20 protein-coding genes and 1 pseudogene are annotated in these 26,755 nt (G+C 43.1%); 10 read left to right on the forward strand and 11 right to left on the reverse strand.

Features of this window, described 5'->3' with window-relative positions:
* Positions 1-2 precede the first annotated feature (2 nt).
* The 3 genes from lpxB to surE all read right to left on the reverse strand — a co-directional run bounded on the left by lpxB (position 3) and on the right by surE (position 2,253).
* Positions 3-1,115, reverse strand: coding sequence for a lipid-A-disaccharide synthase (gene lpxB, locus K1F36_RS08200; protein ID WP_220113389.1), 1,113 nt, complete (start codon positions 1,113-1,115; stop codon positions 3-5).
* 81 nt (positions 1,116-1,196) lie between these two features.
* The gene (locus tag K1F36_RS08205) at positions 1,197-1,484 is read right to left on the reverse strand and encodes a hypothetical protein (protein ID WP_220113390.1); all 288 of its coding nucleotides are present in this window, start codon (positions 1,482-1,484) and stop codon (positions 1,197-1,199) included.
* Positions 1,474-2,253 (reverse strand): 5'/3'-nucleotidase SurE, encoded by a 780-nt coding sequence (gene surE / locus K1F36_RS08210; RefSeq protein WP_220113391.1) that lies wholly within the window; start codon positions 2,251-2,253, stop codon positions 1,474-1,476. The genes K1F36_RS08205 and surE overlap by 11 nt, the downstream gene beginning before the upstream one ends.
* Positions 2,254-2,454: 201 nt before the next feature.
* Between surE and K1F36_RS08215 the strand changes: the two genes are divergently transcribed.
* Together K1F36_RS08215 and K1F36_RS08220 are read left to right on the forward strand one after the other, a co-directional pair.
* Complete coding sequence (locus tag K1F36_RS08215; protein WP_220113392.1) at positions 2,455-4,623, forward strand: carboxy terminal-processing peptidase; 2,169 nt, start codon at positions 2,455-2,457, stop codon at positions 4,621-4,623.
* 158 nt (positions 4,624-4,781) lie between these two features.
* Complete coding sequence (locus K1F36_RS08220) at positions 4,782-5,579, forward strand: DNA/RNA non-specific endonuclease (RefSeq protein ID WP_220113393.1); 798 nt, start codon at positions 4,782-4,784, stop codon at positions 5,577-5,579.
* Here K1F36_RS08220 and rodA read toward each other — a convergent pair.
* The 7 genes from rodA to K1F36_RS08255 all read right to left on the reverse strand — a co-directional run bounded on the left by rodA (position 5,576) and on the right by K1F36_RS08255 (position 13,313).
* Complete coding sequence (rodA, locus tag K1F36_RS08225; protein ID WP_220113394.1) at positions 5,576-6,859, reverse strand: rod shape-determining protein RodA; 1,284 nt, start codon at positions 6,857-6,859, stop codon at positions 5,576-5,578. The genes K1F36_RS08220 and rodA overlap by 4 nt on opposite strands.
* On the reverse strand, positions 6,849-8,717 hold the full coding sequence (locus K1F36_RS08230; RefSeq protein WP_220113395.1) for a peptidoglycan D,D-transpeptidase FtsI family protein: 1,869 nt from the start codon (positions 8,715-8,717) through the stop codon (positions 6,849-6,851). Before K1F36_RS08230 ends, rodA begins: the two co-directional genes overlap by 11 nt.
* Positions 8,718-8,771: 54 nt before the next feature.
* Positions 8,772-9,278 (reverse strand): rod shape-determining protein MreD, encoded by a 507-nt coding sequence (locus tag K1F36_RS08235; protein ID WP_220113396.1) that lies wholly within the window; start codon positions 9,276-9,278, stop codon positions 8,772-8,774.
* Complete coding sequence (mreC, locus tag K1F36_RS08240) at positions 9,275-10,087, reverse strand: rod shape-determining protein MreC (protein ID WP_220113397.1); 813 nt, start codon at positions 10,085-10,087, stop codon at positions 9,275-9,277. The genes K1F36_RS08235 and mreC overlap by 4 nt, the downstream gene beginning before the upstream one ends.
* A gap of 66 nt (positions 10,088-10,153) precedes the next feature.
* Positions 10,154-11,182, reverse strand: coding sequence for a rod shape-determining protein (locus tag K1F36_RS08245; RefSeq protein ID WP_166249266.1), 1,029 nt, complete (start codon positions 11,180-11,182; stop codon positions 10,154-10,156).
* Between the two features lie 55 nt (positions 11,183-11,237).
* On the reverse strand, positions 11,238-12,767 hold the full coding sequence (gene purH, locus K1F36_RS08250) for a bifunctional phosphoribosylaminoimidazolecarboxamide formyltransferase/IMP cyclohydrolase (protein WP_220113398.1): 1,530 nt from the start codon (positions 12,765-12,767) through the stop codon (positions 11,238-11,240).
* Between the two features lie 93 nt (positions 12,768-12,860).
* The gene (locus K1F36_RS08255) at positions 12,861-13,313 is read right to left on the reverse strand and encodes a GAF domain-containing protein (protein ID WP_220113399.1); all 453 of its coding nucleotides are present in this window, start codon (positions 13,311-13,313) and stop codon (positions 12,861-12,863) included.
* A 130-nt stretch (positions 13,314-13,443) separates the two neighbouring features.
* On the opposite strand from K1F36_RS08255, the gene K1F36_RS08260 reads away from it, so the two are divergent.
* From K1F36_RS08260 to K1F36_RS08295, 8 genes and pseudogenes are all read left to right on the forward strand, one after another.
* Positions 13,444-13,830, forward strand: a complete 387-nt coding sequence (locus K1F36_RS08260; protein ID WP_258538989.1) for an HYC_CC_PP family protein — start codon at positions 13,444-13,446, stop codon at positions 13,828-13,830.
* Positions 13,831-13,924: 94 nt separating this feature from the next.
* Positions 13,925-17,662, forward strand: a pseudogene (locus K1F36_RS08265) (efflux RND transporter permease subunit).
* Positions 17,659-18,879 carry a TolC family protein gene (locus K1F36_RS08270; protein WP_220113400.1) on the forward strand — a complete coding sequence of 407 codons (1,221 nt, stop codon included), beginning with the start codon at positions 17,659-17,661 and terminating at the stop codon, positions 18,877-18,879. Before K1F36_RS08265 ends, K1F36_RS08270 begins: the two are co-directional and overlap by 4 nt.
* A 16-nt stretch (positions 18,880-18,895) precedes the next feature.
* Positions 18,896-19,231 (forward strand): heavy metal-binding domain-containing protein, encoded by a 336-nt coding sequence (locus tag K1F36_RS08275; RefSeq protein ID WP_220113401.1) that lies wholly within the window; start codon positions 18,896-18,898, stop codon positions 19,229-19,231.
* A gap of 17 nt (positions 19,232-19,248) precedes the next feature.
* Complete coding sequence (locus K1F36_RS08280; RefSeq protein ID WP_220113402.1) at positions 19,249-19,800, forward strand: helix-turn-helix transcriptional regulator; 552 nt, start codon at positions 19,249-19,251, stop codon at positions 19,798-19,800.
* A 67-nt stretch (positions 19,801-19,867) separates the two neighbouring features.
* Complete coding sequence (locus K1F36_RS08285) at positions 19,868-22,366, forward strand: heavy metal translocating P-type ATPase (protein ID WP_220113403.1); 2,499 nt, start codon at positions 19,868-19,870, stop codon at positions 22,364-22,366.
* A gap of 7 nt (positions 22,367-22,373) precedes the next feature.
* Entirely contained in the window at positions 22,374-23,081 is a 708-nt protein-coding gene (locus K1F36_RS08290) for a hypothetical protein (protein WP_220113404.1), read from the forward strand.
* A 4-nt stretch (positions 23,082-23,085) separates the two neighbouring features.
* A complete protein-coding gene (locus K1F36_RS08295) occupies positions 23,086-24,822 on the forward strand; it encodes an efflux RND transporter periplasmic adaptor subunit (RefSeq protein WP_220113405.1) in 1,737 nt (578 codons plus the stop codon).
* A 279-nt stretch (positions 24,823-25,101) separates the two neighbouring features.
* On the opposite strand, the gene groL is transcribed toward K1F36_RS08295, so the two are convergent.
* Entirely contained in the window at positions 25,102-26,733 is a 1,632-nt protein-coding gene (groL, locus tag K1F36_RS08300) for a chaperonin GroEL (RefSeq protein ID WP_220113406.1), read from the reverse strand.
* Positions 26,734-26,755: the final 22 nt, after the last annotated feature.

Here is a 26,755-nt window from a genome sequence, read left to right on the forward strand (position 1 = left end):
AACTACACATTTTTCACAATTAATCGGGCTGCCATTTGACTGGCTCCTTTTCCACCCAATTTTTCTTTGAGCAATACATAATCCGACAACATGCGTTTCCGTTCGCTTCCTTCTGCAATTTTGGAAAGCTCGTTCTTCAGGTTGGCAGTGGTCAGGTCATTCTGTATCAACTCTTTTACAACTTCCCTTTTCATGATAAGATTGACCAAGGAGATGTAATCCAAAGTGATGATTCGCTTTGCTATCTGATAGGAAATCCAATTTCCTTTGTAACAAACTACCTGTGGCACCTCAAAAAGAGCGGTTTCCAGCGTTGCCGTACCACTGGTTACCAGCGCGGCGTGCGAATGTTTTAAGAGAGTATAGGTTTTGTTGGAGACATATTCCACTTTATCACCTTTTAGAAATGGTGCATAAAATTCATCAGGAAGACTGGGGGCCCCGGCGATTACGAATTGGTAATCGGGAAAATCCTTTTTTACCGAAAGCATGATTTCCAACATTTTTTGTACTTCCTGCTTTCGACTTCCCGGTAACAAGGCAATTATAGGTTTTACGGGTTCAAGGTCGTTCTCCTTTCTGAAGGTTTCGTTATCTTGAAGTGGTGTGTTCTCAATGGCATCAATGAGAGGGTGGCCCACAAATTGGACCGGATAGCCATGTTTTTTTTCGTAAAAATCCTTTTCAAAAGGGAGTATTACGTACATGTTGTCTATATCTCGTTTGATTTTTGAGATACGCCCTTCCCTTGAGGCCCAAATTTGTGGAGAAATGTAATAATTGGTTTTGAACCCATTTTGTTTGGCCCACTTTGCGATTCTTAGATTAAAGCCAGAGAAATCAATAAAAATTACCACATCAGGATTAAAATCTTGAATGTCCTTTTTGCAATAGGAAATGTTCTTGAATATGGTGGGAATGTTCATCAAAACCTCCAAAAAGCCCATAAAGGCCATATCCTTGTAATGTTTTGCGAGCTCACCGCCAGCCTGCTGCATCAAATCACCGCCCCAGCAACGAATTTCTGCCGAGGTATCCTCCTTTTTAAGGGCCTTGATCAAGTTGGACCCGTGCAGGTCTCCCGATGCTTCACCAGCAATTATATAGTATTTCATTCTAAGTCAAGTTCAAACAACAGGTTCAATTTAATTTCAAGAAAAACATTCCATCTTAAATTTGTTCTTGTGTTTTAAGTTTTAGGACATCACTTTATATATCATAATAACCAGCGCTGTGACCAATGTTGCCAGCATCACGCCTTTGGCCCTTTGGTCTCTCTTTATTCGCAAAAAACCGAAAAAGGCCACTAAGTTCAATATAGCCCCAAGTGCCAATAAACTGCCAATATGTCCTTGTTCTATGGCTGCATTAAATGTTTCCACTATCCCCAAATCAGAAAAAAGTAGAATGTAGAGCAGTGTTCCAAAAGTATTTGCAATTATTCCGACTATAAATCCTATGATGATCTCTTTGCTACCTTTCATTTAAGTTCCAGTTGTTTATTTGTTGTATGGCATGGTGTGCGGTAAGGTCGAACTGCGTTGGAACTACCGAAACATAGCCTTGGGCCAATGCCCATTCGTCTGTATCCTCTCCTTTGTCCAAGAGCTCAAATTCTCCCGTAAGCCAATAATAATCTTTACCAGATGGACTTGTACGTTTATCAAATTTCTCTTTCCAATTGCCACGAGCCTGCCTACAGATTTTAATGCCCTTGGGGCCCTTCTCTGTCTTGGGAATATTTACATTTAGGACCGTTCCTTTCGGGATTCCGTTGTCCAGTGCCTCTTCAACTATTTTTTTGACCGAATCCAGTGCGGGTTCAAAATTGGCATCCCATGAATAATCACATAACGAAAATCCGATGGCCGGTATTCCTTCGATGCCCGCCTCTATGGCCGCACTCATGGTGCCGGAATAAATTACGTTGATGGAAGAGTTGGACCCATGATTGATTCCGCTTACGCAGATGTCCGGGGTTCCATCCAGAATAACACGAAGTGCCAACTTTACACAATCGGCAGGTGTGCCGCTGCAGCTATACTCGCTTGGTGCCCCTTCCTTATGGTCCACTACCACCTGCTTGGAAAACAACGTGCTATCTACGGTAATGGCATGCCCCATACCACTTTGCGGACTGTCCGGAGCCACGACAACAACATCGCCCAGTTCTTTCATGGTGCGTATCAATGCCCTTAGGCCAGGTGCCGTAATGCCATCGTCATTGGTGACAAGAATCAAGGGTTTTTCCATGTCAGATAATTTAAAGCATAAAAATACGTTTTTCATAAGGATATGGAGCTTTGTCCGTTTAACAAAAAATTAAATCCAGCCATCGGGGCTGGCACGGTTTTTTCTGTATCTTAGAGAATTCATACAATTAGAAAAGATGGATGGCGCAATGAAGATTTGACGGTTTGAGGTCAGATAGTTTCGCTCCAGAAAAATGAGATTATGAAAAAGAACTTTATTTTGGCACTATTGGTTATTCTTGTTGCAGTAGCTTCCTGCAGTTTTACCAATAAGTCTTTTGATAACGACGACAAGGATAAATTTTTGTTGGAATTGATTTCCTACGTACTTGAAAAAGGGCACTATGAGCCCAAAGAAGTAAACGATAGCTTCAGTTCCAATGTTTTTGATGACTTTATACAGGTTATCGACCCTACCAAAAGATATTTTTTGCAAAGTGATATCGACGAATTTGAAAAATATAGGTTCATGATCGATGATGAGATCAGGAACACCGATATCACCTTCTTCAATGTTGTGTACCAACGCTTGATGGTTCGTATGCAAGAGGCAAAGGAAATTTACGGAGACGTCCTTGCCCAGCCTTTTGATTATACTATAGATGAAACCATCGAGATAGACTACGACAAACAAGAGTTTGCTACCAGTAAAAAAGAGCTTAAGGAGCGTTGGAGAAAACAATTGAAATACAATACCCTTAACGTTTTCGATAATAAGATTGAAAATCAGATAGCTGATTCAGAAGCAGATTTGGAGGTTGATGCTGCCTATGCTTTCAACGAAATTCCAGGTTCCATAGATAAGGTCACAACAGAAGAAGAAGCCAGGGAGGTTACAAAAAACACCTTGGATGAATTTTTTGATTTCGTGGACGATTTGGAACGTAAGGATTGGTTTGTTCAGTACTTGAATACCATTGTAGAAGAATTTGACCCTCATACTTTCTATTTTGCCCCAGAAGAAAAAGAGAAGTTCGATATTGGCATGTCCGGTAAGTTTGAAGGAATCGGCGCCAGATTGCAGAAGAAGCCCGAAGGAGCAAAGATCGTGGAAATTATTTCCGGGGGACCCGTTTGGAGGGACCAGAGCCTTGAAGTTGGCGATCAAATCCTTAAAGTTGGTCAAGAAGGAGAGGAGCCCATCAATATTGTGGGAATGCGATTGGAAGACGCCATTAAATTGATCAAAGGTCCAGAAGGTACCGTAGTGGACCTTACTGTAAGAAAAGTAGATGGAACTATTGAAACAGTATCCATCACCAGGGATGTAGTTGAGCTTGAAGAATCCTATGCAAAATCCGCGACAATCGATGCTGGGGAGAATAAATATGGATTGATCAACCTTCCTAAGTTTTATATTGATTTCGAAGATTATGCCGAAAGGAATGCCGCTACCGATGTTGCCAAAGAATTAGAACGACTCAAAGAAGCAGGTGCAGAAGGAATTATCCTGGATTTGAGGGACAATGGCGGAGGATCTTTGAAAACGGTGGTTGATATGGCAGGACTCTTCATCAAGGACGGACCTATAGTACAGGTGCGTTCCTCCGGTCAGCGCAAAGAAGTCCATGAAGATAAAGACGAAAGGATCCAGTGGGATGGTCCATTGGTGATTTTGGTGAACGAATTATCCGCATCGGCCTCCGAGATATTGGCCGCTGCAATGCAGGACTACAAAAGGGCTGTTATTATCGGAAGCAAACAAACTTTCGGAAAGGGAACCGTTCAAAATATATTTCCTTTGGATGATATAGTGAGAGGGAACGAACATGGGGATTTAGGAGCCATAAAGCTGACTACCCAAAAATTTTACCGTATCAACGGAGGCTCTACTCAATTGGAAGGTGTAAAAAGCGATATTGTAGTTCCAGACAGATATAGTTATATCGATTTGGGCGAGCGAGATCAACAGAACCCATTAGGTTGGGATAAAATTACCGCTGCCGACTACAAAGTATGGGATGGTTACATTGATTTTGAAGATGCCGTTAAAAAGAGCAAGGAACGCATGGCCAAGAATGAGCAGATCAAGCTTATCGAGGAAAATGCCAAATGGCTGAAGGAGCAACAGGATGAAAATGTGATTTCCCTGAACTATGATAAATACGTGAGCAAAGAAGAAGAAGCAAAGAAACGTTCGGAAAAATTCAAAAGCTTAAGGGATTACGATTCCAAATTGTCCTTTAGTTCACTAAACTATGAGAAAGAATTGTTCACCCAAGATTCTGTATTAAGGGAAAAAAGAGATAGATGGCACAAGGATCTAGCCCGTGATATTTACGTGGAAGAGGCCGTAAACGTGCTCAAGGATCTTCATAAGAACAATATCAAGAAAAAAGACGGCGAATTGGCCAGCGTTAACAAAGGCTAAGATTGTCCGATGAAATATAAAAAAGCCAACTCCGAGGAGTTGGCTTTTTTTGTTGTGGCCAGTTGACATAAATAGAAGAATATGATCAAAGAAGTTTTATTTTTTTAGGATGTATTTATTTGCAAAATTTGGCCCTTAAACCCGATCAAATTTATTTGATGAAGAATAGAACCCTTTACGCGGTGTTGATGTTTATTTGTATCGTTGGTTTTTGGCTGTTCGAAAACTTTTATACGCCAGCAACCTATTCCAAACCCAACGGGTCGGAAACCAATATGGTCGAAGCCAATCTGTTGCCGCGCTCCACTACAGGAGAGATTGTGGAACATAGCTACTATACTTTGTCTTACAGCGAACCGTTTGAGCAAGCGGAATGGGTGGCATATGTGCTCAAGCAAGAGCACTTGACCTACGATGATAGGGAACGGCCATATTTTATCGAGGACCCAAAGGTATCCACTAAGTCGGCCGATTGGCGAAATTATAGAGGTTCGGGATATGATAGGGGCCATTTGCTTCCGGCAGGTGATCGCCGGTTCTCGGAACAAGCCTATAACGAAACCTTTTATACCAGTAACATTAGCCCCCAGAACAAAGATTTCAATGCTGGAATCTGGAACCGTTTGGAACAGCAAGTGCGTTATTGGTGCAAAAAGTATGGAGAACTCTTTGTGGTTACCGGAGGTGTTTTGGAAGAAGGTTTGCCACAAATAGGGGATGAAGATGTGGATGTGCCCCGAGCATATTATAAAATTGTGGTAAAAGGTTCCGGGGACAATACAAAGGTTCTTGCTTTTTTGATTCCAGCGGAAGAAAGTCAAAAGCCATTACAGGATTTTTTGGTTTCCGTGGACGAGGTCGAGAAAAGGACAGGAATCGATTTTTTTGAAATACAGCCTGATGCGTGGCAGTCGCGGATCGAGTCAAAAGTAAATGCCGAAGGCTGGAAATTCTAAATGCCGTCCTTCAAACGGTTGGAGTCCAGTTTCAGGAAAATAAATAATAGCATTGTGAAGAAAATCAAACCGGAACCACCATAACTAAAAAAGGGCAATGGAACCCCAATAGTAGGCAACAGTCCGATTACCATTCCTATATTGATAAAGTAATGGAATACCAAAATCGAGATTACACCATAGCCGTACATTCGGCTAAAATCGCTCTTCTGACGCTCCGCTATATATATCAACCGTAAAAAGAACAGGGAGAACAATAAAATTACAGTGGCAGTACCCAAAAAGCCCCACTCTTCGCCAACGGAACTAAATATGTAATCGGTATGCTGTTCAGGTACAAAATCACCCTTGGTCCGGGTGCCTTCAAGGAATCCTTTACCTGTAAATCCACCGGATTCAATTGCTTTTTCAGATTGATAGGTGTTGTAACCAATGGTCTTTCGGATTTCGTCCAATTTATCCTCATCCTTTTCCAAGCTCAACCACAGTGCAAATCGGTCTCGGTGACGCTGTTCAAAAACGTTCTCGAAAACAAAATTTACGGACAGGGAAAACAGAATGGAAACCACAATTACACCCAGTACGGGAAGCAAAGGAATCTTAACCGAAGCCTTTTTGAAGGTATAGACCAATAGGGTGAGAATAATCAATCCAATGGAGACCCAGACAGTTCCGAACATCAAGGTAGTGGCAAACAAGACTACGGCGAAGATCAAAATTCCCAAATAATAAATAGGAAAACCTTCCCTAAAAAGTACAAAGAACAGCGAAAAATATATCAACGAACTTCCAGGGTCGGGCTGTGGTAAAATCAAAATAGCGGGCAACAGAATAATTATCAAGGCATAAATTTGATGCTTTCCCGTTCGTATATCCGTTTGTATATCGCTTAAAAACTTAGCTAATGCCAACGAAGTGGTAACCTTGGCCAGTTCCGAAGGCTGCAGGTTAAAAAAACCAAGATCATACCATGATGTGGCTCCAGCTATGGTTTTTCCGAAAACAAACAATCCTAACAAGAGAATTATGGAGACTACATAGAAAATTGAAGAAAATCGTTCAAAAAAGTTAGATTCAACAAAAAGCACGAATATGATTCCCAAAAAAGCCACACCCATAAAAAAGAGTTGCTTTCCATAAAGGGTTGAGAAATCAAAAATTGATGTGTCCGCATCTCCTACCGAAGTTGAGTAAATGTTGAGCCATCCTATAAAAACCAAAAGCGCATAAAGGATTACACTGATCCAATCCAACCTGCCAAACGGCCCTCTACCAGACATACTCGTTTATCTTGAATGGTTCGCCGCTGTAGGGTTTGGCATACTCGTGTTCCAAAGTTTTTTCCAACATGCGTTTTTCCAGGTCTGTCCTTGTAATTTCCCCTTTAATATATTTTTCAATCAATAGAGAGGCAATATGTCCAGCATATCGAGAACCATAATACCCATTTTCAATATAAACTGCCAAGGCTATCTGAGGGTTTTCAACAGGAGCAAAGGCTACAAAAACGGAGTGGTCCGTCAATTGCATCCGTTCGCCATCAATTCGGATATAATTTTCAACAGTTCCGGTTTTACCGGCAATATCGATACCTGGAATTTTTACCCATCGAGCAGTTCCGTAATTATATACATTTGCCATTCCCTCGATTACAGGATCAAAGTGTTTTCTGTCTATGGTGGTGTAATTGGGTTCGGTGTACTTAGGGTCTATCTTTCCATTGTTACCGATGCTCTTTATGATATGGGGCGTATAAAAATAACCTCTATTGGCAATCGCTGCGGTCATATTGGCCAATTGTAATGGGGTAGCGGCGATTTCCCCTTGACCGATAGAGTTGGATATGATGGTGGAAGCAGCCCATCTGCCATCCCCGTACCATTTGTCGTAATAAGCAACATCTGGAATTCTTCCAGGGGCTCCCGTTGGAAGGTCTGTCCCCAAATAACCACCCAGACCAAAACTTTTCATATGTTTTTCCCAAACATCCATGCCTTTATCCGTGGTATTGTACTTATCAAAAATCTTACGGAACACTCCCGCAAAATAGGCATTACAGGATTGATAGATTCCAGAGTTTAAATCTCTGACACCACCTCCACAGTGACATCCTCTGAGTGTATTGCCAACATAAAAACCATGGTAACATCTGATTTTGGTATCCTCATTTATTACTCCTTCTTGAAGGCCGATCAGCGCATTTAGCGTTTTAAAGGGTGATCCAGGCGAGGGTTGGGCCAAAATGGAACGGTCCCATGTGGGTTTGGATATGGTGTCGTAATGGAGTTTGCTATAATTTTTGGAGCGTTCCCGGCCAACCAATAGGGCCGGATCATAAGTTGGACCAGATATCATGGCCAAGATTTCGCCAGACTTTGGTTCAATGGCAACGATGCCGCCACGTTTACCGTGCATCAACTTCTCGCCATACTCTTGCAGGGTTTTATCCAGTGTAATATGGATTTCTTTGCCTTGTTGTGGCAAGGTGTCCAGTTTTCCTTCCTTATAAGGGCCTATATCCCTGTTGAAACGATCTTTTTGAATATGCTTTACCCCTTTTTGACCCCTTAAAATTTCCTCATACTGTTGCTCAATACCCGTTCTACCTTTTAGCTCGCCTGCAACATAATAGGGGTTGTTCTTAAGGTCCCACTCGTTCACCTCGCTGATGTATCCGAGCACATTTGCGGCACTTTTGGTGTTGTAGTAACGCAGGGAACGTTTTTGAATATAAAAGCCATTGTAGTGGCGCATTTTTTCTTGAAGTTTGGCATAATCTTCCTTGGAAAGCTGGGGCACCAAAACAGAGGGTAACCTTGGGGAATATACTCTTGCTTTTTCCATTTTGGAAAGGAACTCCCCCTTTTCAATCCCCAATAGACCACAAAACTCCAACGTGTCCAATGGCTTTACTTCCCGGGGGATTACCATGACATCGTATGCGGGCTGGTTGCCTACAAGAAGTTTTCCGTCCCTGTCATAGATATAGCCTCTTTCTGGGTAGTCGTACACTTTTTTTATTGCAGGATCATCCAATATTTGGTCTGGCGAAAACCGGAACAATTGCAAATAGGAAAGCCTTCCTATAAAGGTGAAGCCTATAAGTACAATGACGGATGAAAGCAATAATTTTTTCATGATAGACCTAAATTCTTGAGTTGCACATATAACCCAACGATAAAAACTACGTTTTTATTCGCTCTTTGGACTAAAAAGTGAACTGAATAATACACAAAGTATTAAAGTTACCGTTCCCGTGGCAAAAACTTTTTTCAAAATTAACAGGATATGGGCGATACTTAAAATTTCAAACGAAAAGAATATGAGATGATGAACAAAAATAAGAAGCGCCATAAAAGTAATTCGCTGCAACTTGGTCGTGTTTTTAAAACTAAAATTTTGAAAATCATAGTTCACGCCAAAGCAAAAACGCATTATGGCAGGTCTTGCATAAGCAATGGTGACCGATGCCAAGGCGTTCAATGCAAGGCTGTCCGAGAAAATATCGATGACCAATCCCAACAGAAAAGCCGTAAGCATAAAAATGGCACGATTCCTTTTAATGGGATACCAGTAAAAGAAGATTACATAAACCATAGGGTTGATGAAACCCAGAAAATTGAGATTATTGAATATGAGCACCTGTGTGATGACCAACAACACAAACCGGAGAATATTTATGATGGGTGAATTGTTCATTCTATGGTTCTGGATTCAAGTTCCTCTATTTCTTCTTTATTCTGATTCTCGATTAAGTATACATTTTTAATGCTGGCCATATCGGAGAATAGCTCCACGTCAATATTGTAGAAACTTTTGGAATCGTTAAGATCATATTTCTTGATAACACCTATCGGAACGTTTTCCGGAAAAATGCTGGACATACCCCCGGTAACAATGGTATCTCCTACCACCAAGGGGACCAGTCTTGGAATATCGACCAGTTGCACCACAGAATAATCTTTTGTATCCCATACCAACGAACCAAAATATTCGGTGCCCTTTATTTTTGCGTTGATGTTGGATTTGGTGTTGAGCACACTTTGCACCGTAGCAAAATTATTCGACACATTTTCCACGATTCCCAAAATACCGTCGGTAGTGATTACACCCATATCTTGATGCACCCCATCTTTCTCTCCCTTGTCAATTAAAACATAATTTCGAGGCGAGGTAAAACTATTTTTTATAAGCCGGGCATTCAATACTTGATAAACGGCCAAAGTGGAATCCAAAGGTTCAATGCTATCATATTCTGTGTTGAAAAGAATTCTGCGCAATCGCTGATTCTCCTCGACCAATCTTTTGTTCTCCTCTTGCAGGTCGAAATAAGATGACACATCGGAACCGGCACCATAAATACTACCGGAGACCCAACGGGATGAATTAAAGAATCTGGATTGATGGTATGAATGGGACCGAATCGTCATCACCAAAGAAATAAACGCAAAAAACACATACAAAAATGCATTTCGATAGCGTAAAACAAAATTGATGATGCGTTGCATGCAATCGTATCGTTAAGAAGGTTTTTTCAACTCCTTGAAGGTAATAGAACTGTAAAGATTACAGCGCTATTTTATTAAAATACTTTTATAGCGTTCCAAGTTTTTAAGGGCAATACCTGTACCTCGAACAACCGCTCTCAAAGGATCTTCGGCAATGTAAACGGGCAAATCGGTTTTTTGGGAAAGCCTTCTGTCCAATCCTCGTAGCATGGACCCACCACCTGCTAAATAAATACCTGTGTTGTAGATATCGGCGGCCAACTCTGGAGGAGTTTGCGATAGGGTTTCCATAACAGCGTCTTCCACCCTTAAAATACTTTTGTCCAAGGCTTTGGCGATTTCTCGGTAAGAAACCTGAACTTGTTTTGGTTTACCTGTCAAAAGATCACGACCTTGGATGGATTTGTCATCCGGTGGGGATTTTAAATCCTCGGTTGCAGAACCAATTTCTATTTTGATGGCTTCGGCCGTACTTTCACCCACGTAAAGGTTGTGCTGGGTCCTCATGTAATAAATGATATCGTTCGTGAACACATCACCTGCAATTTTTACAGATTTGTCACAAACGATACCGCCTAATGCAATGACCGCAATCTCTGTGGTACCACCACCTATATCCACGATCATGTTTCCTTTCGGCTGCATGATATCAAGGCCGATACCAATGGCTGCAGCCATAGGCTCATGAATCAAGTAAACTTCTTTGCCGTTGACACGTTCCGCAGATTCACGGACCGCACGCATTTCCACTTCGGTAATGCCCGAAGGAATACAGATGACCATTCGAAGCGCGGGCGGAAACCATTTTTTCTTGAGTGCCGGAATGTTTTTGATGAACATGCTGATCATCTTTTCCGATGCATCAAAATCAGCGATTACACCGTCTTTCAACGGTCGTATGGTTTTGATGTTTTCATGGGTCTTCCCCTGCATCATATTGGCTTCGCGGCCCACCGCGATTATTTTCCCTGATATACGGTCCCTTGCCACAATGGAAGGACTGTCGACCACCACTTTGTCCAAATGGATGATCAGGGTATTTGCAGTACCAAGGTCGATGGCTATCTCCTCGGTCATGAAATCAAAAAATCCCATACAAATCGTGTGTTTTTCGGATTAACGGTAAAATTTAACGGCTAAAGTACTAAAATTAATGTTTAAAATGTCGAGTACCTGTCATCACCATCGCCAATCCATTTTCGTTACAATAATCTATGCTCAATTGATCCTTGATGGAGCCTCCTGGCTGAATGACACTTTTAATGCCCGCTTTGTCCGCAATCTCCACACAATCGGGGAATGGGAAGAAGGCATCACTGGCCATTACGGCACCTTCCAAATCAAATTCGAAAGACTTTGCTTTATGGATGGCTTGATTCAAGGCATCCACACGTGAAGTCTGTCCAGTACCACTGGCGCACAATTGCTTGTTCTTGGCCAAAACAATAGTGTTGCTTTTGGTGTGTTTGCACAATTTGGATGCAAAAATTAAGTCCTCGATTTCTTCAGAAGTGGGTTTTTTGTCGGTAACGGGGTTCAAGTCTTCTTTGGTATCGGTTTTTGAATCTTTATCCTGAACCAGAACACCGTTCAGGCAAGTCCTGACCAAAGTTTCTGGCAATTCAATCTCGTTTTGAATCAAGATGATCCTGTTTTTCTTGCCCTTCAAAATTTCCAAAGCTTCATCGGAATAACTGGGAGCGATCACTACTTCACAGAACAAATTGTGGATTTCTTCGGCAGTTGGTTTGTCAATTTCAACATTGGAAATCAAGATTCCACCAAAGGCTGAAACTGGGTCACCGGCCAGGGCGTCCACGTATGCTTGTTTAATAGTGCTACGTGTAGCCAATCCACAGGCATTATTGTGTTTTAGGATGGCAAACGTTGGATCATCATTTTTGAATTCGCCCATCAAGTTTACGGCGGCGTCAACATCCAGTAAATTGTTGTAGGATAGCTCTTTGCCGTGCAATTTGGTGAACATGGCATCAAAATCGCCGAAGAAATATCCTTTTTGGTGCGGGTTTTCACCGTATCGCAATACCTGACCTTTGGTCTCGCTGATTTTCAATACGGTTTCTTCCTTCTCCTTGTTGAAGTAATTGAAGATGGCCGTATCGTAATGGGATGAAATATTGAAGGCCTTGGTGGCAAAACGCTTACGGTCTTCCAAAGTCGTGGTGCCGTTTCCTTCGGTAATTACGTTCAAAAAGTCCTCGTAATCCTCCATGGACGATACGCAAAGCACATCCTTGAAGTTTTTGGCGGCCGCCCTGATCAGGGAAATGCCCCCGATGTCGATTTTCTCGATAATATCTTGTTCCGATGCGCCACTGGCAACGGTTTTTTCAAATGGATAGAGATCCACGATCACGATGTCCAACTGAGGGATTTCAAATTCCGCCATTTGTGCAACATCACTTTCATTGTCCTGTCTGTTCAAAATTCCTCCAAAAACCTTCGGGTGCAATGTTTTTACACGACCGCCCAATATGGATGGGTAGCTGGTCACGTCCTCAACGGGTACCACATCGATACCCAAATCGCGGATAAATTTTTCGGTTCCTCCTGTAGAATAAAGAGTTACCCCAAGTTCATCCAATTTTTTAACGATGGGTTCCAAACCATCTTTATGAAATACGGAAATTAACGCGGCAGAGGCTTTTTTAGCAGTCATCTTCTGTGTCTTAAAATCAATTTATTAAGGGCACAAAAGTACTTTATTTGAGACTAAAAAACAGTACGGGTTATCAACAAAATGGGAGAAGTTTTACAGGATCTCTGCCACTTTTTGGTTGATGAATTCCAAAAAGCGTTCATCCTCTTCGGTAAATGGGTCGGGAGTGTTGGAATCGATATCGATTTGGCCCACATTTTCACCGTTCACAAATAGCGGAACAACAATTTCAGCTTTAACGGTAATGCTACAGGCGATGTAGTTGTCCTGAGCGGCCACATCGGGTACCACAAAGTTCTGATTGCTCACGGCAACCTGCCCACAAATGCCCTTGCCAAAAGGAATAATGGTATGGTCTGTGGCAGCACCAGCGTAGGGACCCAGCTTCAATTCCTCCTTGGCACCATTTTTAAAATAGAACCCTACCCAGTCATAATGGTCGACATTGCTGCGCAACAGTTCACAGATTTCGCCCAAACGGTCATCCACGGATTTGTTCCCCTCCTTTACTATTTCGAGCACTTTGGGTTCCAATGATTTTAGCATGACATTTTTTTTGCAAATGTATTGAATAGTGGATTAGTACGACAAAAGAAAGTGAACTTACAGGCCAAAAACAGATAAAGTTCTGTTAAGCAAAACAATAAATGTTAATATTTTGTAGTTTTGTAGTCGAATGAAACAGATTTTTCATCAAATAGTATCCTCATTAATGGGCCTTTTGGTCTTGGCCTCCACGGTTTCGTGGACGGTGGACAAGCATATTTGTATGGGCCGTGTGATGGATATTTCCTTTTTTGCCCATGCCGATGATTGTGGTATGGACATGGATATGGAAAAATCCTGTTGTAATGATGAATCTTTCACCGTTCAAGGTCAAGATGACCTAAAAATCTCCTTCGAGAAGTTTGATTTGGACCAACAAGTCTTTTTGATAAGTTTTGTCCAATCCTATTTTCAGCTTTTCGAAATTGATTCCGAAGAGCCAAGTTCGTTTAGGGAGTACAACCCTCCGCCATTGATACGGGACGTGCAGGTTCTGGATCAGACTTTCCTTATTTGATTTAAGCATTGATTGAATGTACCCGGCCAATTTGGTTGGGCAGCTGCGTTTATACGCATTTTTTGTATCGATCTAATGTTTAAATCAAACCCTTATGCTGAACAAAAGCATTAAATTTTTGATAGAGAATAAACTGGTAGCCATATTGCTCCTGCTATTTTTTATGGCTTGGGGCATAGTGAGCACACCCTTTAATCGGAATACCGGTATCTTGCCCAGCAATCCCGTTGCCGTGGATGCCATTCCGGATATTGGGGAAAACCAACAGATTGTTTTCACCAAATGGCCGGGCCGTTCCCCACAGGATATCGAAGATCAAATTACGTATCCATTAACGACTTCTTTGCTTGGTATTCCTGGAGTTAAGACCATTCGGAGTTCTTCCATGTTCGGGTTTTCCAGCATCTACATCATTTTTGAAGAGGAAGTCGAGTTCTACTGGAGCCGTAGCCGAATTCTTGAAAAACTCAATTCATTGCCCAACAATTTATAGCCCGATGGAGTAAATCCTGCTTTAGGACCCGATGCTACAGCCTTGGGACAGATTTTCTGGTATACCTTGGAAGGTCGGGATAAGGATGGAAATGTAACAGGAGGATGGGATTTGCAGGAACTGCGAAGCGTTCAGGATTACTATGTGAAATATGCATTGTCATCTGCATCGGGCGTTTCGGAAGTTGCTTCCATTGGCGGGTTTGTGCAGGAATACCAAGTAGATGTGGATCCCGAATTGATGAAGCAATACAATGTCGGTTTAGATCAGGTCGTAAAAGCCGTTAAACAGAGCAATCGGGATATTGGCGCACAGACCTTGGAAATCAACAAAGCTGAATACTTGGTTCGTGGATTGGGATACATCAAATCCTTGGACGACATAAAAAATGCCGTAGTTACGGCAACGGATTACACCTCCATCAGAATTAAAGATGTGGCACACGTATCCTTGGGTCCTGCTGTCCGCCGTGGTATTTTGGACAAGGAAGGTGCCGAAGTGGTCGGTGGGGTGGTTGTAGCAAGATACGGCGCCAATCCATTGGAAGTCATCAACAATGTGAAGGAAAAAATAACCGAGTTGAGTGCAGGGCTTCCCTCCAAGGAATTGAAAGACGGAACCACTTCACAACTCACCATTGTCCCTTTTTACGATAGAACAGAACTCATCCAAGAAACATTGGGAACGCTCAACGAAGCCCTGACTCTGGAAATATTGATAACCATTTTGGTCATCGTGGTCATGGTGTTCAATCTTAGGGCCTCCGTTTTGATATCTGGACTCTTGCCCATTGCCGTTCTCATGGTGTTCATCGCCATGAAAATGTTCAACGTGGATGCCAATATCGTTGCACTTTCGGGTATTGCCATTGCCATTGGTACGATGGTCGATGTAGGGGTAATCCTCTCGGAGAACATAATTCGGCATATGGATGAAAATGAACAGAACCTATCGATAAACGAAGTGGTGTACAATGCGACTGCTGAGGTTTCTGGGGCCATTCTTACGGCAGTACTGACCACCATTATCAGTTTTATACCCGTGTTCACCATGGTGGGGGCAGAAGGAAAACTATTTCGGCCGTTGGCCTTTACAAAGACCATGGCGTTGACGGCCTCTATTATTGTGGCGCTGTTCCTCATTCCACCATTTGCGGCCATTATATTCAAAAGGAAAAACCGAAAGCCCATCATTACTTATGTCTGGAACGGCATTTTGATTGCCTCGGGACTGGTTGCCATTGGTTTTGGCTATTGGTTGGGCCTGGCCTTGATTGCCTTTGGTGTTTCGGGAATCTTAAAACTCCGTCAAACTTTGGATGGGAAACAAAACAGTATGCTCAATGTGGGCATCTGCGTTGCCACCATCGCCTTTTTGCTGGCCACCTATTGGAGGCCTCTCGGTTTTGATCGTAGCATTGCTATCAACCTGATTTTTGTGGGATTGATTTGCAGTGTTTTGCTTGGTGGGTTTTACCTGTTCCGACAATACTACAGCCGTATTTTAACATGGGCCTTGGAACATAAATTGCTATTTCTTTCCATTCCCACGGTGATTGTGGTATTCGGATTTATGATTATGCGGAACACGGGCCAAGAGTTTATGCCCTCCCTCAATGAAGGTTCCTTTTTGTTGATGCCGACTTCCCTGCCGCATGCCGGAGTGGAAGAAAATAAACGGGTGGTACAGCAGTTGGATATGGCCGTCGCTACCATTCCAGAGATTCAAACAGTGGTTGGAAAAGCGGGAAGAACGGAATCCGCTTTGGACCCGGCGCCACTTTCCATGTACGAGAACATTATTCAGTACCGCTCGGAATATCAAAAGAATGAAGCAGGAAGCCCCCAACGTTTTAGAGTAAATGACGATGGTTATTTTGAGTTGAGCAACGGAAAAGTGCTTGCCAACCCCAATGTACAAGTGAGCAATGAGCAAAATTATAAGGAGAACCATGTAAGTGAACCCTTGCGAATCGACAGGAACTTATTGATTCCAGACAGTGACGGGGAATACTTTAGGAACTGGCGACCGGAAATAGAAAGTCCAGATGATATTTGGAACGAAATTGTAAAGGTGACCAGACTTCCCGGAATTACATCTGCTCCCAAGCTGCAACCCATCGAAACGCGTTTGGTGATGTTGCAAACAGGGATGCGGGCCCCAATGGGCATTAAAGTGAAGGGACAGGATTTAAAGGAAATTGAAAACTTTGGCCTTCAACTGGAGCCCATATTAAAAGAAGCGTCCGGGGTGAAGGACGAGGCGGTTTTTGCAGACCGAATCGTTGGTAAGCCCTACCTCCTTATCGATATTGACCGTGAAAAATTGGTCCGATATGGTTTGGTTATCGAGGACGTACAGCAGATTTTAGAGGTGGCCCTTGGTGGAATGCAATTGACCCAAACCGTGGAAGGAAGGGAGCGATATGGCGTTCGTGTGCGATATCCAAGGGAACTCCGCGAAAATCCAACCGATTTGAAAAATATTTATGTTCCTGTGCAAAAAGGAAGCCCGGTTCCTTTGAGCGAATTGGTCACCATCCGTTATGAACAAGGTCCGCAGGCCATTAAAAGTGAAGATACCTTTTTGGTAGGTTATGTACTTTTTGATAAGCTCGATGGCTACGCTGAAGTGGATGTGGTGGAAAATGCACAGGCCAAAATCCAAGAAAAGATAAACAGTGGCGAGTTGGTGGTGCCCAAAGGTATCAGTTACCGATTCACGGGTACCTACGAAAACCAGTTAAGGGCAAAAAAGACCTTGTCCGTCGTGGTTCCGCTGGCGTTGTTGATCATATTCTTGATTCTGTACTTCCAATTCAAGTCAGTTGCTACCTCCATGATGGTATTTTCAGGGATTTTGGTGGCCTTTGCAGGTGGGTTTTTAATGATTTGGTTCTATGGTCAGGACTGGTTCCTCAACTTTAGTTTTATGGGCGAGAACCTCCGGGACCTTTTCCAAATCCACACCATTAACCTGAGTGTTGCGGTGTGGGTCGGATTTATCGCATTGTTTGGAATTGCTACGGATGATGGGGTGGTCATGGCCACCTACCTTACCCAAACTTTTGACAAGAACAAACCGGACAACTTGAAACAGATTCGTGCTTCGGTATTGGAAGCGGGAGAAAAACGAATAAGACCTTGTTTGATGACCACTGCGACTACCATTTTGGCACTCTTGCCCGTGCTTACCAGTACAGGTAGGGGGAGCGATATCATGATTCCGATGGCCATTCCAAGTTTTGGTGGAATGCTCATCGCTTTGATTACACTCTTTGTAGTACCAGTGCTGTTCAGTTGGAAAAGTGAATTGCAACTTAAAATGCAAAACCAATGAAAAAAAGATTCATTTATATAATGTTTGTGCTGGCCACATTTGGGACGAAGGCCCAATCGTTGGAAAGCTATCTGCAAGAAGCGGAACAGAACAGCCCCATGATTCAGGCCTTGGAACTGCGCTACAACATTGCCAAAGAAAAGGTGAACGAAGTGAACACCTTGCCAAACACAACGGTTGCCGCAGGATATTTTGTGAGCGAACCAGAAACCAGAACGGGGGCACAAAGAGCTCGGTTTTCGGTCTCGCAGATGTTGCCTTGGTTCGGTACCATCACGGCGCGGGAGAACTACGCAAGTTCCATGGCGGAGACAGCGTATGCTGAAATTGTCATCGCCAAACGAAAACTGGCGTTGTCCTTGGCACAATCCTACTATAATTTATATGGGATTCAGGCCAAGCAAAAGGTGCTTCAGGAAAATATTGAACTTTTGAAAACTTACGAAACCTTGGCGCTCACTTCGGTTGAAGTAGGGAAGGCTTCGGCCGTGGATATCTTAAAACTTCAAATCCGTCAGAATGAATTACAACAGCAAAAAGAGGTTTTGGAACAATCCTACTTGTCAGAGCAGGCCGTATTCAACAATTTGCTGAATCGTGATGAAAGCATTGCCGCGGAGGTTGTGGAAGAAATGGAAATTCCTGAAGATGATACTATTTTGAACAAGGATGATTTGAGCCTCAACCCGGAGTTGCTCAAGTATGACCAATTGTATGAATCCGTAACGCAATCCGAAGTGCTCAACCAAAAGGAAAATGCACCAAGTTTCGGTATAGGTTTGGATTATATCCCCGTTTCGGAACGCGATGATATGGTTTTTAGCGATAATGGAAAGGATATTGTAATGCCGATGGTCACTTTTTCCGTGCCAATTTTCAACAACAAGTTTAAATCGACCACCAAGCAGAACGAGTTGCGTCAAAAAGAGATTGAATTTCAAAAAGAGGAGCGATTGAATGTGTTGGAAAATGCCTATGCCAGTGCCATTTCGCAACGGAACCAAGCACGTATCGCATACCGCACCCAAGCAAAGAATCTGGAGCAAGCGAAGGATGCCGAAGAAATCTTGATCAAGAGTTATGAAACCGGAACTATCAATTTCAATGATGTGCTCGATGTTCAGGAGCTGCAATTAAAATTTCAGACCAATCAAATACAATCCGTGCAGTTATATTATATACAATCTGCCATCATCAATTATTTAATTAACAAGTAAATTTAATTTATCAAAAATGAGAACAAACATCAGAACAGTGATCGGAATCACATTTGCATCGGTATTGGTGCTTACAGTATCGTGCAAGGGAAAAACGGAGGAAGCCAAGGAAACATCCACTGAGGCGACCATGGACAATGAAGGTCACGATATGGAGAAAATGGATCATGAAAATCATGATATGCAAGGCATGGAAACTGCCAAAATGGAAGGCAAGGAGTATACCTCCAAATATGTTTGTTCTATGCATTGTGAAGGCAGTGGAAGTGATGAGGAAGGAAAATGCCCAGTTTGCGGGATGACCTATGTGTTGAACCAGGAACATATGGCCGACGGGCACACCCATAACTAATTTTTAATTGCACCGCTATGCGTATCAAGGTAAAAAATATGGTATGTGAAAGATGCAAAGGCGTTCTGAAAAATGAATTTCGGGATGTTGGCATTGAGGTGGTACAAATTGACTTGGGAGAGGTTGAGTTGAAGGATTCGGCCATTGGCCAAATAGCACGTATTCGGGAGATTTTGACCAAGAACGGATTTGAATTGATAGAGGATGTTGATCAAACGTACATCGTTGACATCAAGAAACACTTGATCAATGCTTTGGATGACCGTTCCAATCAGAATCTCTCGGAATACTTGGCCAAAAAACTGGGCAAGAAGTATTCGGCGCTCAGTAAAATGTTCAGTGCGAAGGAGGGCTTGACCATTGAAAAATATTTTATCCTGCTCAAAATGGAGAAGGTAAAAGAAGAAATACAGATGGGAAACAAAACCTTCTCCGAAATTGCCTACGATTTAGACTATAAGAGCAGCAGTCACTTGGCCAAACAATTTAAATCGGTAACGGGGATGTCGATGAGCGATTATAAGAAATTGGAGGAGTGGAACAGGAGACCTTTGGACCAAATTGTATAAAAGAAACCCAGAATTGTAAAAAGCTTCCGACTGGTATTCAGCTAGTTTTGAATAAAAAGCAAACAAGATGAAACATACATATCACATACACGGAATGAGTTGCAATGGTTGTAGAAACCATGTGGAACAAACCCTATCTAAAGTTGCTGGGGTTAATTCAGTTGAGGTGAATTTGAAAAAGGCCGAAGCTGTGATTGAGATGGAGGAACACATTCCAATCGAAACGTTCCAAAAAGCAATGGAAGAAGATGGTGGTAGTTATAGCATTCATATGCATGGACATCATCATGAACCCAAACAAGAAAAAAAACAGGCTACAACAAATGGCAACGGTACCTTTTATTGTCCTATGCATTGCGAAGGAGATAAAACCTACGACAAACCTGGTGATTGCCCAGTTTGTGGGATGGATTTAGTGGAGGAGCAGAATACTTCTTCCAATTCTAATCAAAAATGGACCTGTCCCATGCACCCCGAAGTGGTTGAAAATGGACCAGGTTCCTGTCCAAAATGTGGAATGGACCTAGTGCCCAAAGTGCCCGAAACCAGTGCAGAGGAGAAGACGTACAAAAAACTGCTCAAAAAGTTTTGGATAGCGGTAGCCTTTACGTTGCCCATTTTCCTTATTGCCATGAGCGACATGATTCCCAATAATCCGCTCCATAAATTATTAGCGCCACAATACTGGAATTGGGTGCAATTTGCGCTGTCGATTCCCGTGGTGTTTTATGCCACTTGGATGTTCTTTCAACGTGCCTACCGAAGCATCAGAACATGGAATTTGAACATGTTTACCCTCATTGGAATTGGAGCTGGGGTGGCTTTTGTGTTCAGTGTACTTGGATTGCTATTTCCGGAATTTTTTCCTGACCAGTTCAAGGGAGGAACCGGCGCTGTACATGTGTATTTTGAGGCCGCGACAGTAATTCTTACGCTGGTGCTATTGGGACAATTATTGGAAGCCAGGGCACATAGCAAGACCAATAACGCCGTAAAAGAATTGTTGAAACTGGCTCCCAACAAAGCCATAAAAGTGGTGGACGGGGAAGAAGTTGAGGTCAGCATCGATGACATTGAGAAAGGGGATATTCTCCGAGTAAAACCCGGAGAAAAAATTCCTGTGGACGGTATTATTACCGATGGAGAAACCTCTGTGGACGAATCCATGATCACAGGGGAACCCATCCCTGTTGAGAAGACGGTTGATGATAAAGTGAGCAGCGGTACTATCAACGGGAACCAATCTTTTTTGATGAAGGCCGAAAAGGTGGGCAGTGATACGTTACTCTCACAAATCATTGATATGGTGAACCAAGCCAGCCGAAGCCGGGCACCCATTCAGAATTTGGCGGATAAGGTATCTGCCTATTTTGTGCCCATTGTGGTGATAATTTCCATAATTACCTTCGCGGTTTGGGCCGTTTGGGGTCCACAGCCCGCTTATGTCTATGCATTGATCAATGCCATTGCAGTTTTGATTATCGCTTGTCCTTGTGCACTGGGTCTTGCCACACCAATGTCCATAATGGTCGGGGTGGGTAAGGGCGCCCAAAACGGCGTGCTCATCAAAAATGCGGAAGCTTTGGAGAAACTGGCCGATGTGGACACCTTGATCATCGATAAAACGGGAACCATTACCGAAGGTAAACCCACCTTTGACCATTTGGAGGCCTTTTCGGATGACTATTCAGATAGAGATTTGTTGCAATACGTTGTTTCGGTAAATGCCAACAGTGAACATCCATTGGCCCAGGCCACGGTGAATTATGGCAAGGAACAAGATGTACAGGTTCTACAAACTGATTCTTTCAATGCCGTAACGGGAATGGGAGTTGAAGGAAAAATCAATGGTTCCGAAGTCCATTTGGGTAACCTCAAATTGATGGAAAAGGCCAATGTCGAAATCTCTGATTCGATAAAGGAAAAGGTGATAAAATCCCAAGAAAAAGGAAAGACGGTTTCCTATTTGGCCATCGATGGAAAATGTCATGGATTTGTGGCCATTGGTGATAAAATAAAGGCAACCAGTGCCAAAGCCATCAAAGCTATTCAGGACAGGGGAATTTCCGTAATCATGCTTACAGGCGACAATGCCAACACAGCCAAGGCGGTGGCGGGAGAACTTCATTTGGATGATTTTAAGGCAGAAGCTTTACCGGAGGATAAAATGAAGGAAGTGGAACGCCTACAAGGTGAGGGAAAAGTGGTCGCGATGGCCGGTGATGGCATCAACGACGCCCCGGCCCTCGCCAAAAGTGACTTGGGCATTGCGATGGGCACGGGTACCGATGTGGCCATAGAAAGCGCTATGGTCACTTTAGTGAAAGGTGATCTGCACGGTATCGTTAAAGCAAGGAACCTTAGTGAAGTCGTCATGAAAAACATAAAACAAAACCTATTTTTTGCATTGATATACAATACCATCGGAGTGCCCGTAGCGGCAGGGGTACTCTATCCGTTATTTGGGATATTGCTCTCACCTATGATCGCGGCTCTAGCCATGAGCTTTAGCTCCGTATCGGTGATTACCAATGCATTACGACTACGAACTAAATCAATCGACTAATACAAAAATGGTAAAACGAAAAACAGCGATTAAAATTAGAAAGGCCCACAGGTATTTGGGACTGTTTTTGGGAATACAATTCATTATGTGGACGGCCAGTGGCCTTTATTTCAGTTGGACCGATATTGATGAAATCCACGGAGACCATTTCAGGAATATGGATCATAAACCTGTTGCCTTTGATGGTCTCATCGGAAGTTCAAAAATCAACATACCGGGTAAAATAAGTTCGTTGAGCCTTAAGGAAATAGCAGGAAAACCCTACTACTGGATAAACCATGAGTTTTTGGTGGATGCGAGGGATGGAAGCCTGAAAAGCAACATTTCGGAACAAGAGGCCTTGGAAGTTGCAGCGCGTGAGATGGCACCGAGTTTAAAAGTGAAAAATGTGGAGGTCATCAAGGAAACCGATAAGCATCATGAGTATCGAGGTAGAACACTACCCGCTTATGTGATTTCTTATGATTCCCCCGAGAATATCAAGGCCTATGTTTCCCTTGCCGACGGTTCTTTTCAAACCGTACGACATCGAAACTGGAGATGGTTCGATTTTTTGTGGATGACCCACACTATGGATTATGAGGGCAGGGACGATTTTAATACAACTGTCCTTCGGGCCTTTTCCCTTTTGGGATTGATCACTGTACTGAGCGGATTTTTGCTCTGGTTTACCTCGTCGCCAACGATGCGGAAAATCGTTAAACGTAAAAAATAGAAAAATGAAAAAGGAAAATATCATTTATATCGGAATTGCTGTGGTAGTGGGATTATTGGTCGGCTATCTCATATTTGGGGGCAGTGAAGGCAGCACTACAATGGACGAACATGATCACGGCACCGAATCTACTACCAGCGAAATGTGGACCTGTTCCATGCATCCACAGATCATGCAGCCGGAGCCAGGATCTTGTCCCATTTGTGGTATGGACCTTATTCCTGCGGAAAGTAGCGAAGAAGGACTCATGGCCAATCAGATTAAAATGACCCAGAATGCCATGGTGCTCGCGGGGGTGGAAACTATTCAGGTAGGTTCCCAAACTGAAGGGGAAGGTAGTGTCAAGGTTTCGGGCAAGATTACCGTTAACCAAGAATCCGACGCGGTCCAATCAGCCTACTTTGATGGTAGGATAGAAAACATCTTCGTGAATTTTGAAGGGGAAGAGGTGCGCAAGGGCCAAAAGCTGGCCACTATTTATGCGCCGGCCTTGGTTTCGGCACAGCAAGAATTGCTGACGGCGGCCAAATTGAAGGAAACCCAACCCCAATTGTACAAAGCGGTCCGCAATAAATTAAAGCTCTGGAAGTTGTCCGAATCACAAATTGATCAAATAGAGAATTCGGGTAACGTTGTTGAAAATTTCCCGATATATTCCAACGTCAGGGGAGTGGTTTCAAAAATAATGGTAGAGGAAGGGGATTATATCAAAACAGGTTCACCTTTGGTGAAAGTGGCCAATTTGGGCTCTGTTTGGGCCATTTTTGATGCCTATGAAAGTCAATTGGGACTTTTTGAAAAGGGTCAAACCTTGGAAATCACTACAAGATCTTACCCGAATGAAACATTTCCCGCGACAGTTTCTTTTGTTTCCCCGCTATTGAACAACAGTACAAGAACCTTGGAGGTTCGCGCGGAACTTGATAATGAAAAAGGATTGCTAAAACCCGGAATGTTCGTGCAGGCCAAGATTGAGATGTCCAAAAATGAAAAAGTTGAGGTTTTGACCATTCCCGAGAGTGCGGTTTTATGGACAGGTCAACGCTCTTTGGTGTATGTGCAGCCGGACCCTTCAACTTCGATTTTTGAAATGAGGGAGGTGGAACTGGGAAATTTGAGCAATGGAAGCTATGCGGTCAATTCGGGATTGAAACCTAGGGAACTGGTCGTTGCCAAGGGAACTTTTACGGTGGATGCCGCAGCACAATTACAGGGTAAAAAGTCCATGATGAACCAAGATGGTGAAACCATGACCATGGACCACGAAGGCCACTCAAAAATGGGCGGAACCATGAAAATGCAATTTTCAGAAGAGGTACAGGACAAGTTTGGGGGTTTACTGGGGGTATATCTGGACCTAAAAGATGCCTTGGTAGCATCGAACAGTGAACAAACGCAGGCAATGGCACAAAAAGGAGCAAGGATAGCTTTGGACATCAGTGGTATGCAAATGGATGATATGGGCAGGAGCCACATGTCCCAATTGGCAGAACAACTGGCAGAAATGGCTTCAAAAAGTACATTGGAGGATCAACGTGGGATTTTTATCCAGCTTTCCCAAAACATGATCCAGATCGGACAACAAATGCAAGGTTTGGAAACGAAGATTTATGTCCAACATTGTCCTATGGCAAATAATGACAAAGGTGCGAACTGGCTGAGTTTGGAGCAAGAAATACGAAATCCTTACTATGGTGATGCCATGCTTACCTGTGGCAGTGTGGTAGGAACCATCGAATAGATTTTAGTTAATATTTAGCCAAATAAAATCTACATATTTAAATCTGGAATACATTTACTTCAGTTTTTAATTTATTGACTCATGAAACAAGCGAAGTCAACTGGAAAGTCATCTCCTGCAAAAGCTGTAAAGCCTGCTGCCAAGAAGACTGCCCAAGCTACTGGTAAAAAGAAGTAACTTGGTTATTGGTTCTTATGAAGGACCGCACTAAACAGATAAAAAGAAAACGCCCCGATGCAAATCGGGGCGTTCCTATTTTATAATACTTGTATTCATGAATTACATCATGCCCGGCATTCCGCCACCTCCCATTGGAGGCATAGCTGGTGCATCTTCTTTGATGTCCGTCAAGGCACACTCTGTGGTCAAGATCATTCCGGCAACGGATGCGGCATTTTCCAGAGCAATACGGGTCACTTTTTTAGGATCGATGATCCCTGCTTTAAGCATATCCACATATTGGTCGGACTTGGCATCGTAACCGAAGTCTTTTTTGCCTTCCAATACTTTGGCAATCACTACGGAGCCTTCTCCTCCTGCATTTTCTACAATGGTACGCAAAGGAGCTTCGATGGCCTTGGCCACGATTTGTACACCTGTAGTCTCGTCCAATGAGTCGGTTGCCAATTTTTCAAGAACCTTTTTGGCCCTTACCAAGGCAACACCACCACCGGCAACAATACCTTCTTCTACAGCGGCACGGGTAGCGTGCAAGGCATCGTCCACACGGTCTTTCTTCTCTTTCATTTCTACTTCAGAAGCTGCACCAACATAAAGTACGGCAACACCACCGGCTAATTTGGCCAAACGTTCCTGAAGTTTTTCTTTATCGTAATCAGATGTGGTTGTCTCGATTTGAGCCTTTATCTGGCTTACTCTTGCTTTAATGTCAGAAGCGTTTCCGCTACCGTTCACGATAGTTGTGTTGTCCTTATCGATGGTCACGGTCTCAGCAGTACCCAACATATCCAAAGAAGCATTTTCCAAAGAGAATCCTCTTTCTTCAGAGATTACAGTACCGCCTGTTAGGATAGCGATGTCTTCCAACATAGCTTTTCTTCTGTCGCCAAAACCTGGAGCTTTAACAGCTGCAATCTTAAGTCCACCTCTCAATTTGTTCACCACCAATGTTGCCAAGGCTTGGCCTTCTACATCTTCAGCGATGATCAAAAGAGGTCTTCCGGATTGTGCCACTGGCTCAAGAATAGGAAGGATTTCCTGAAGATTGGAGATTTTCTTGTCGAAAAGAAGAATATAAGGGTTCTCCAGATCAGCGATCATTTTATCGGTATCGGTAACAAAGTAAGGGGAAAGGTATCCTCTGTCAAACTGCATACCTTCAACAACGTCAACGTAAGTGTCGGTACCTTTTGCTTCTTCAACAGTGATAACACCTTCTTTTCCTACTTTGGTGAAAGCAGTGGCGATAAGGTCGCCGATAGCTTCATCGTTGTTTGCAGAGATAGAAGCAACTTGCTTGATCTTATCAGAGTCGTTGCCAACTTCTTTGGTTTGTTTTTGTAAATCGGCCACCAAAGCTTCAACGGCTTTGTCAATTCCGCGTTTCAAATCCATTGGATTTGCACCGGCGGCAACGTTTTTAAGACCTTCTTTTACGATAGCCTGTGCCAAAACGGTAGCAGTAGTGGTACCATCACCGGCCTGGTCATTGGTTTTGGAAGCAACTTCCTTCACCATTTGCGCACCCATATTCTCCAGTGCGTCTTCCAATTCGATTTCTTTTGCTACAGATACACCATCTTTGGTTACCTGAGGTGCTCCAAATGATTTGCTGATGATAACGTTTCTACCTTTTGGTCCCAAGGTCACTTTTACTGCCTCGGCCAATTTGTCAACGCCTCTTTTCAGTCCGTCACGTGCATCTATGTCAAACTTAATATCTTTTGCCATTTCTTTTTAGTTGATTTTTAAG

The organism is Flagellimonas abyssi, from assembly GCF_019457905.1.
Taxonomy (GTDB): Bacteria; Bacteroidota; Bacteroidia; order Flavobacteriales; family Flavobacteriaceae; genus Flagellimonas; species Flagellimonas abyssi.

Coding starts and splice junctions, on each gene's coding strand:
- K1F36_RS08245 (WP_166249266.1), bottom strand. CDS start 11,182: ATGGGATTTTTTGATTTCATGACCGAGGAGATAGCCATCGACCTTGGT.
- K1F36_RS08290 (WP_220113404.1), top strand. CDS start 22,374: ATGGTAAAACGAAAAACAGCGATTAAAATTAGAAAGGCCCACAGGTAT.
- K1F36_RS08285 (WP_220113403.1), top strand. CDS start 19,868: ATGAAACATACATATCACATACACGGAATGAGTTGCAATGGTTGTAGA.
- K1F36_RS08215 (WP_220113392.1), top strand. CDS start 2,455: ATGAAAAAGAACTTTATTTTGGCACTATTGGTTATTCTTGTTGCAGTA.
- groL (WP_220113406.1), bottom strand. CDS start 26,733: ATGGCAAAAGATATTAAGTTTGACATAGATGCACGTGACGGACTGAAA.
- K1F36_RS08235 (WP_220113396.1), bottom strand. CDS start 9,278: ATGAACAATTCACCCATCATAAATATTCTCCGGTTTGTGTTGTTGGTC.
- lpxB (WP_220113389.1), bottom strand. CDS start 1,115: ATGAAATACTATATAATTGCTGGTGAAGCATCGGGAGACCTGCACGGG.
- K1F36_RS08270 (WP_220113400.1), top strand. CDS start 17,659: ATGAAAAAAAGATTCATTTATATAATGTTTGTGCTGGCCACATTTGGG.
- purH (WP_220113398.1), bottom strand. CDS start 12,767: ATGACTGCTAAAAAAGCCTCTGCCGCGTTAATTTCCGTATTTCATAAA.
- K1F36_RS08295 (WP_220113405.1), top strand. CDS start 23,086: ATGAAAAAGGAAAATATCATTTATATCGGAATTGCTGTGGTAGTGGGA.
- K1F36_RS08275 (WP_220113401.1), top strand. CDS start 18,896: ATGAGAACAAACATCAGAACAGTGATCGGAATCACATTTGCATCGGTA.
- K1F36_RS08220 (WP_220113393.1), top strand. CDS start 4,782: ATGAAGAATAGAACCCTTTACGCGGTGTTGATGTTTATTTGTATCGTT.
- K1F36_RS08255 (WP_220113399.1), bottom strand. CDS start 13,313: ATGCTAAAATCATTGGAACCCAAAGTGCTCGAAATAGTAAAGGAGGGG.
- mreC (WP_220113397.1), bottom strand. CDS start 10,087: ATGCAACGCATCATCAATTTTGTTTTACGCTATCGAAATGCATTTTTG.
- K1F36_RS08260 (WP_258538989.1), top strand. CDS start 13,444: ATGAAACAGATTTTTCATCAAATAGTATCCTCATTAATGGGCCTTTTG.
- rodA (WP_220113394.1), bottom strand. CDS start 6,859: ATGTCTGGTAGAGGGCCGTTTGGCAGGTTGGATTGGATCAGTGTAATC.
- K1F36_RS08280 (WP_220113402.1), top strand. CDS start 19,249: ATGCGTATCAAGGTAAAAAATATGGTATGTGAAAGATGCAAAGGCGTT.
- K1F36_RS08230 (WP_220113395.1), bottom strand. CDS start 8,717: ATGAAAAAATTATTGCTTTCATCCGTCATTGTACTTATAGGCTTCACC.
- K1F36_RS08205 (WP_220113390.1), bottom strand. CDS start 1,484: ATGAAAGGTAGCAAAGAGATCATCATAGGATTTATAGTCGGAATAATT.
- surE (WP_220113391.1), bottom strand. CDS start 2,253: ATGGAAAAACCCTTGATTCTTGTCACCAATGACGATGGCATTACGGCA.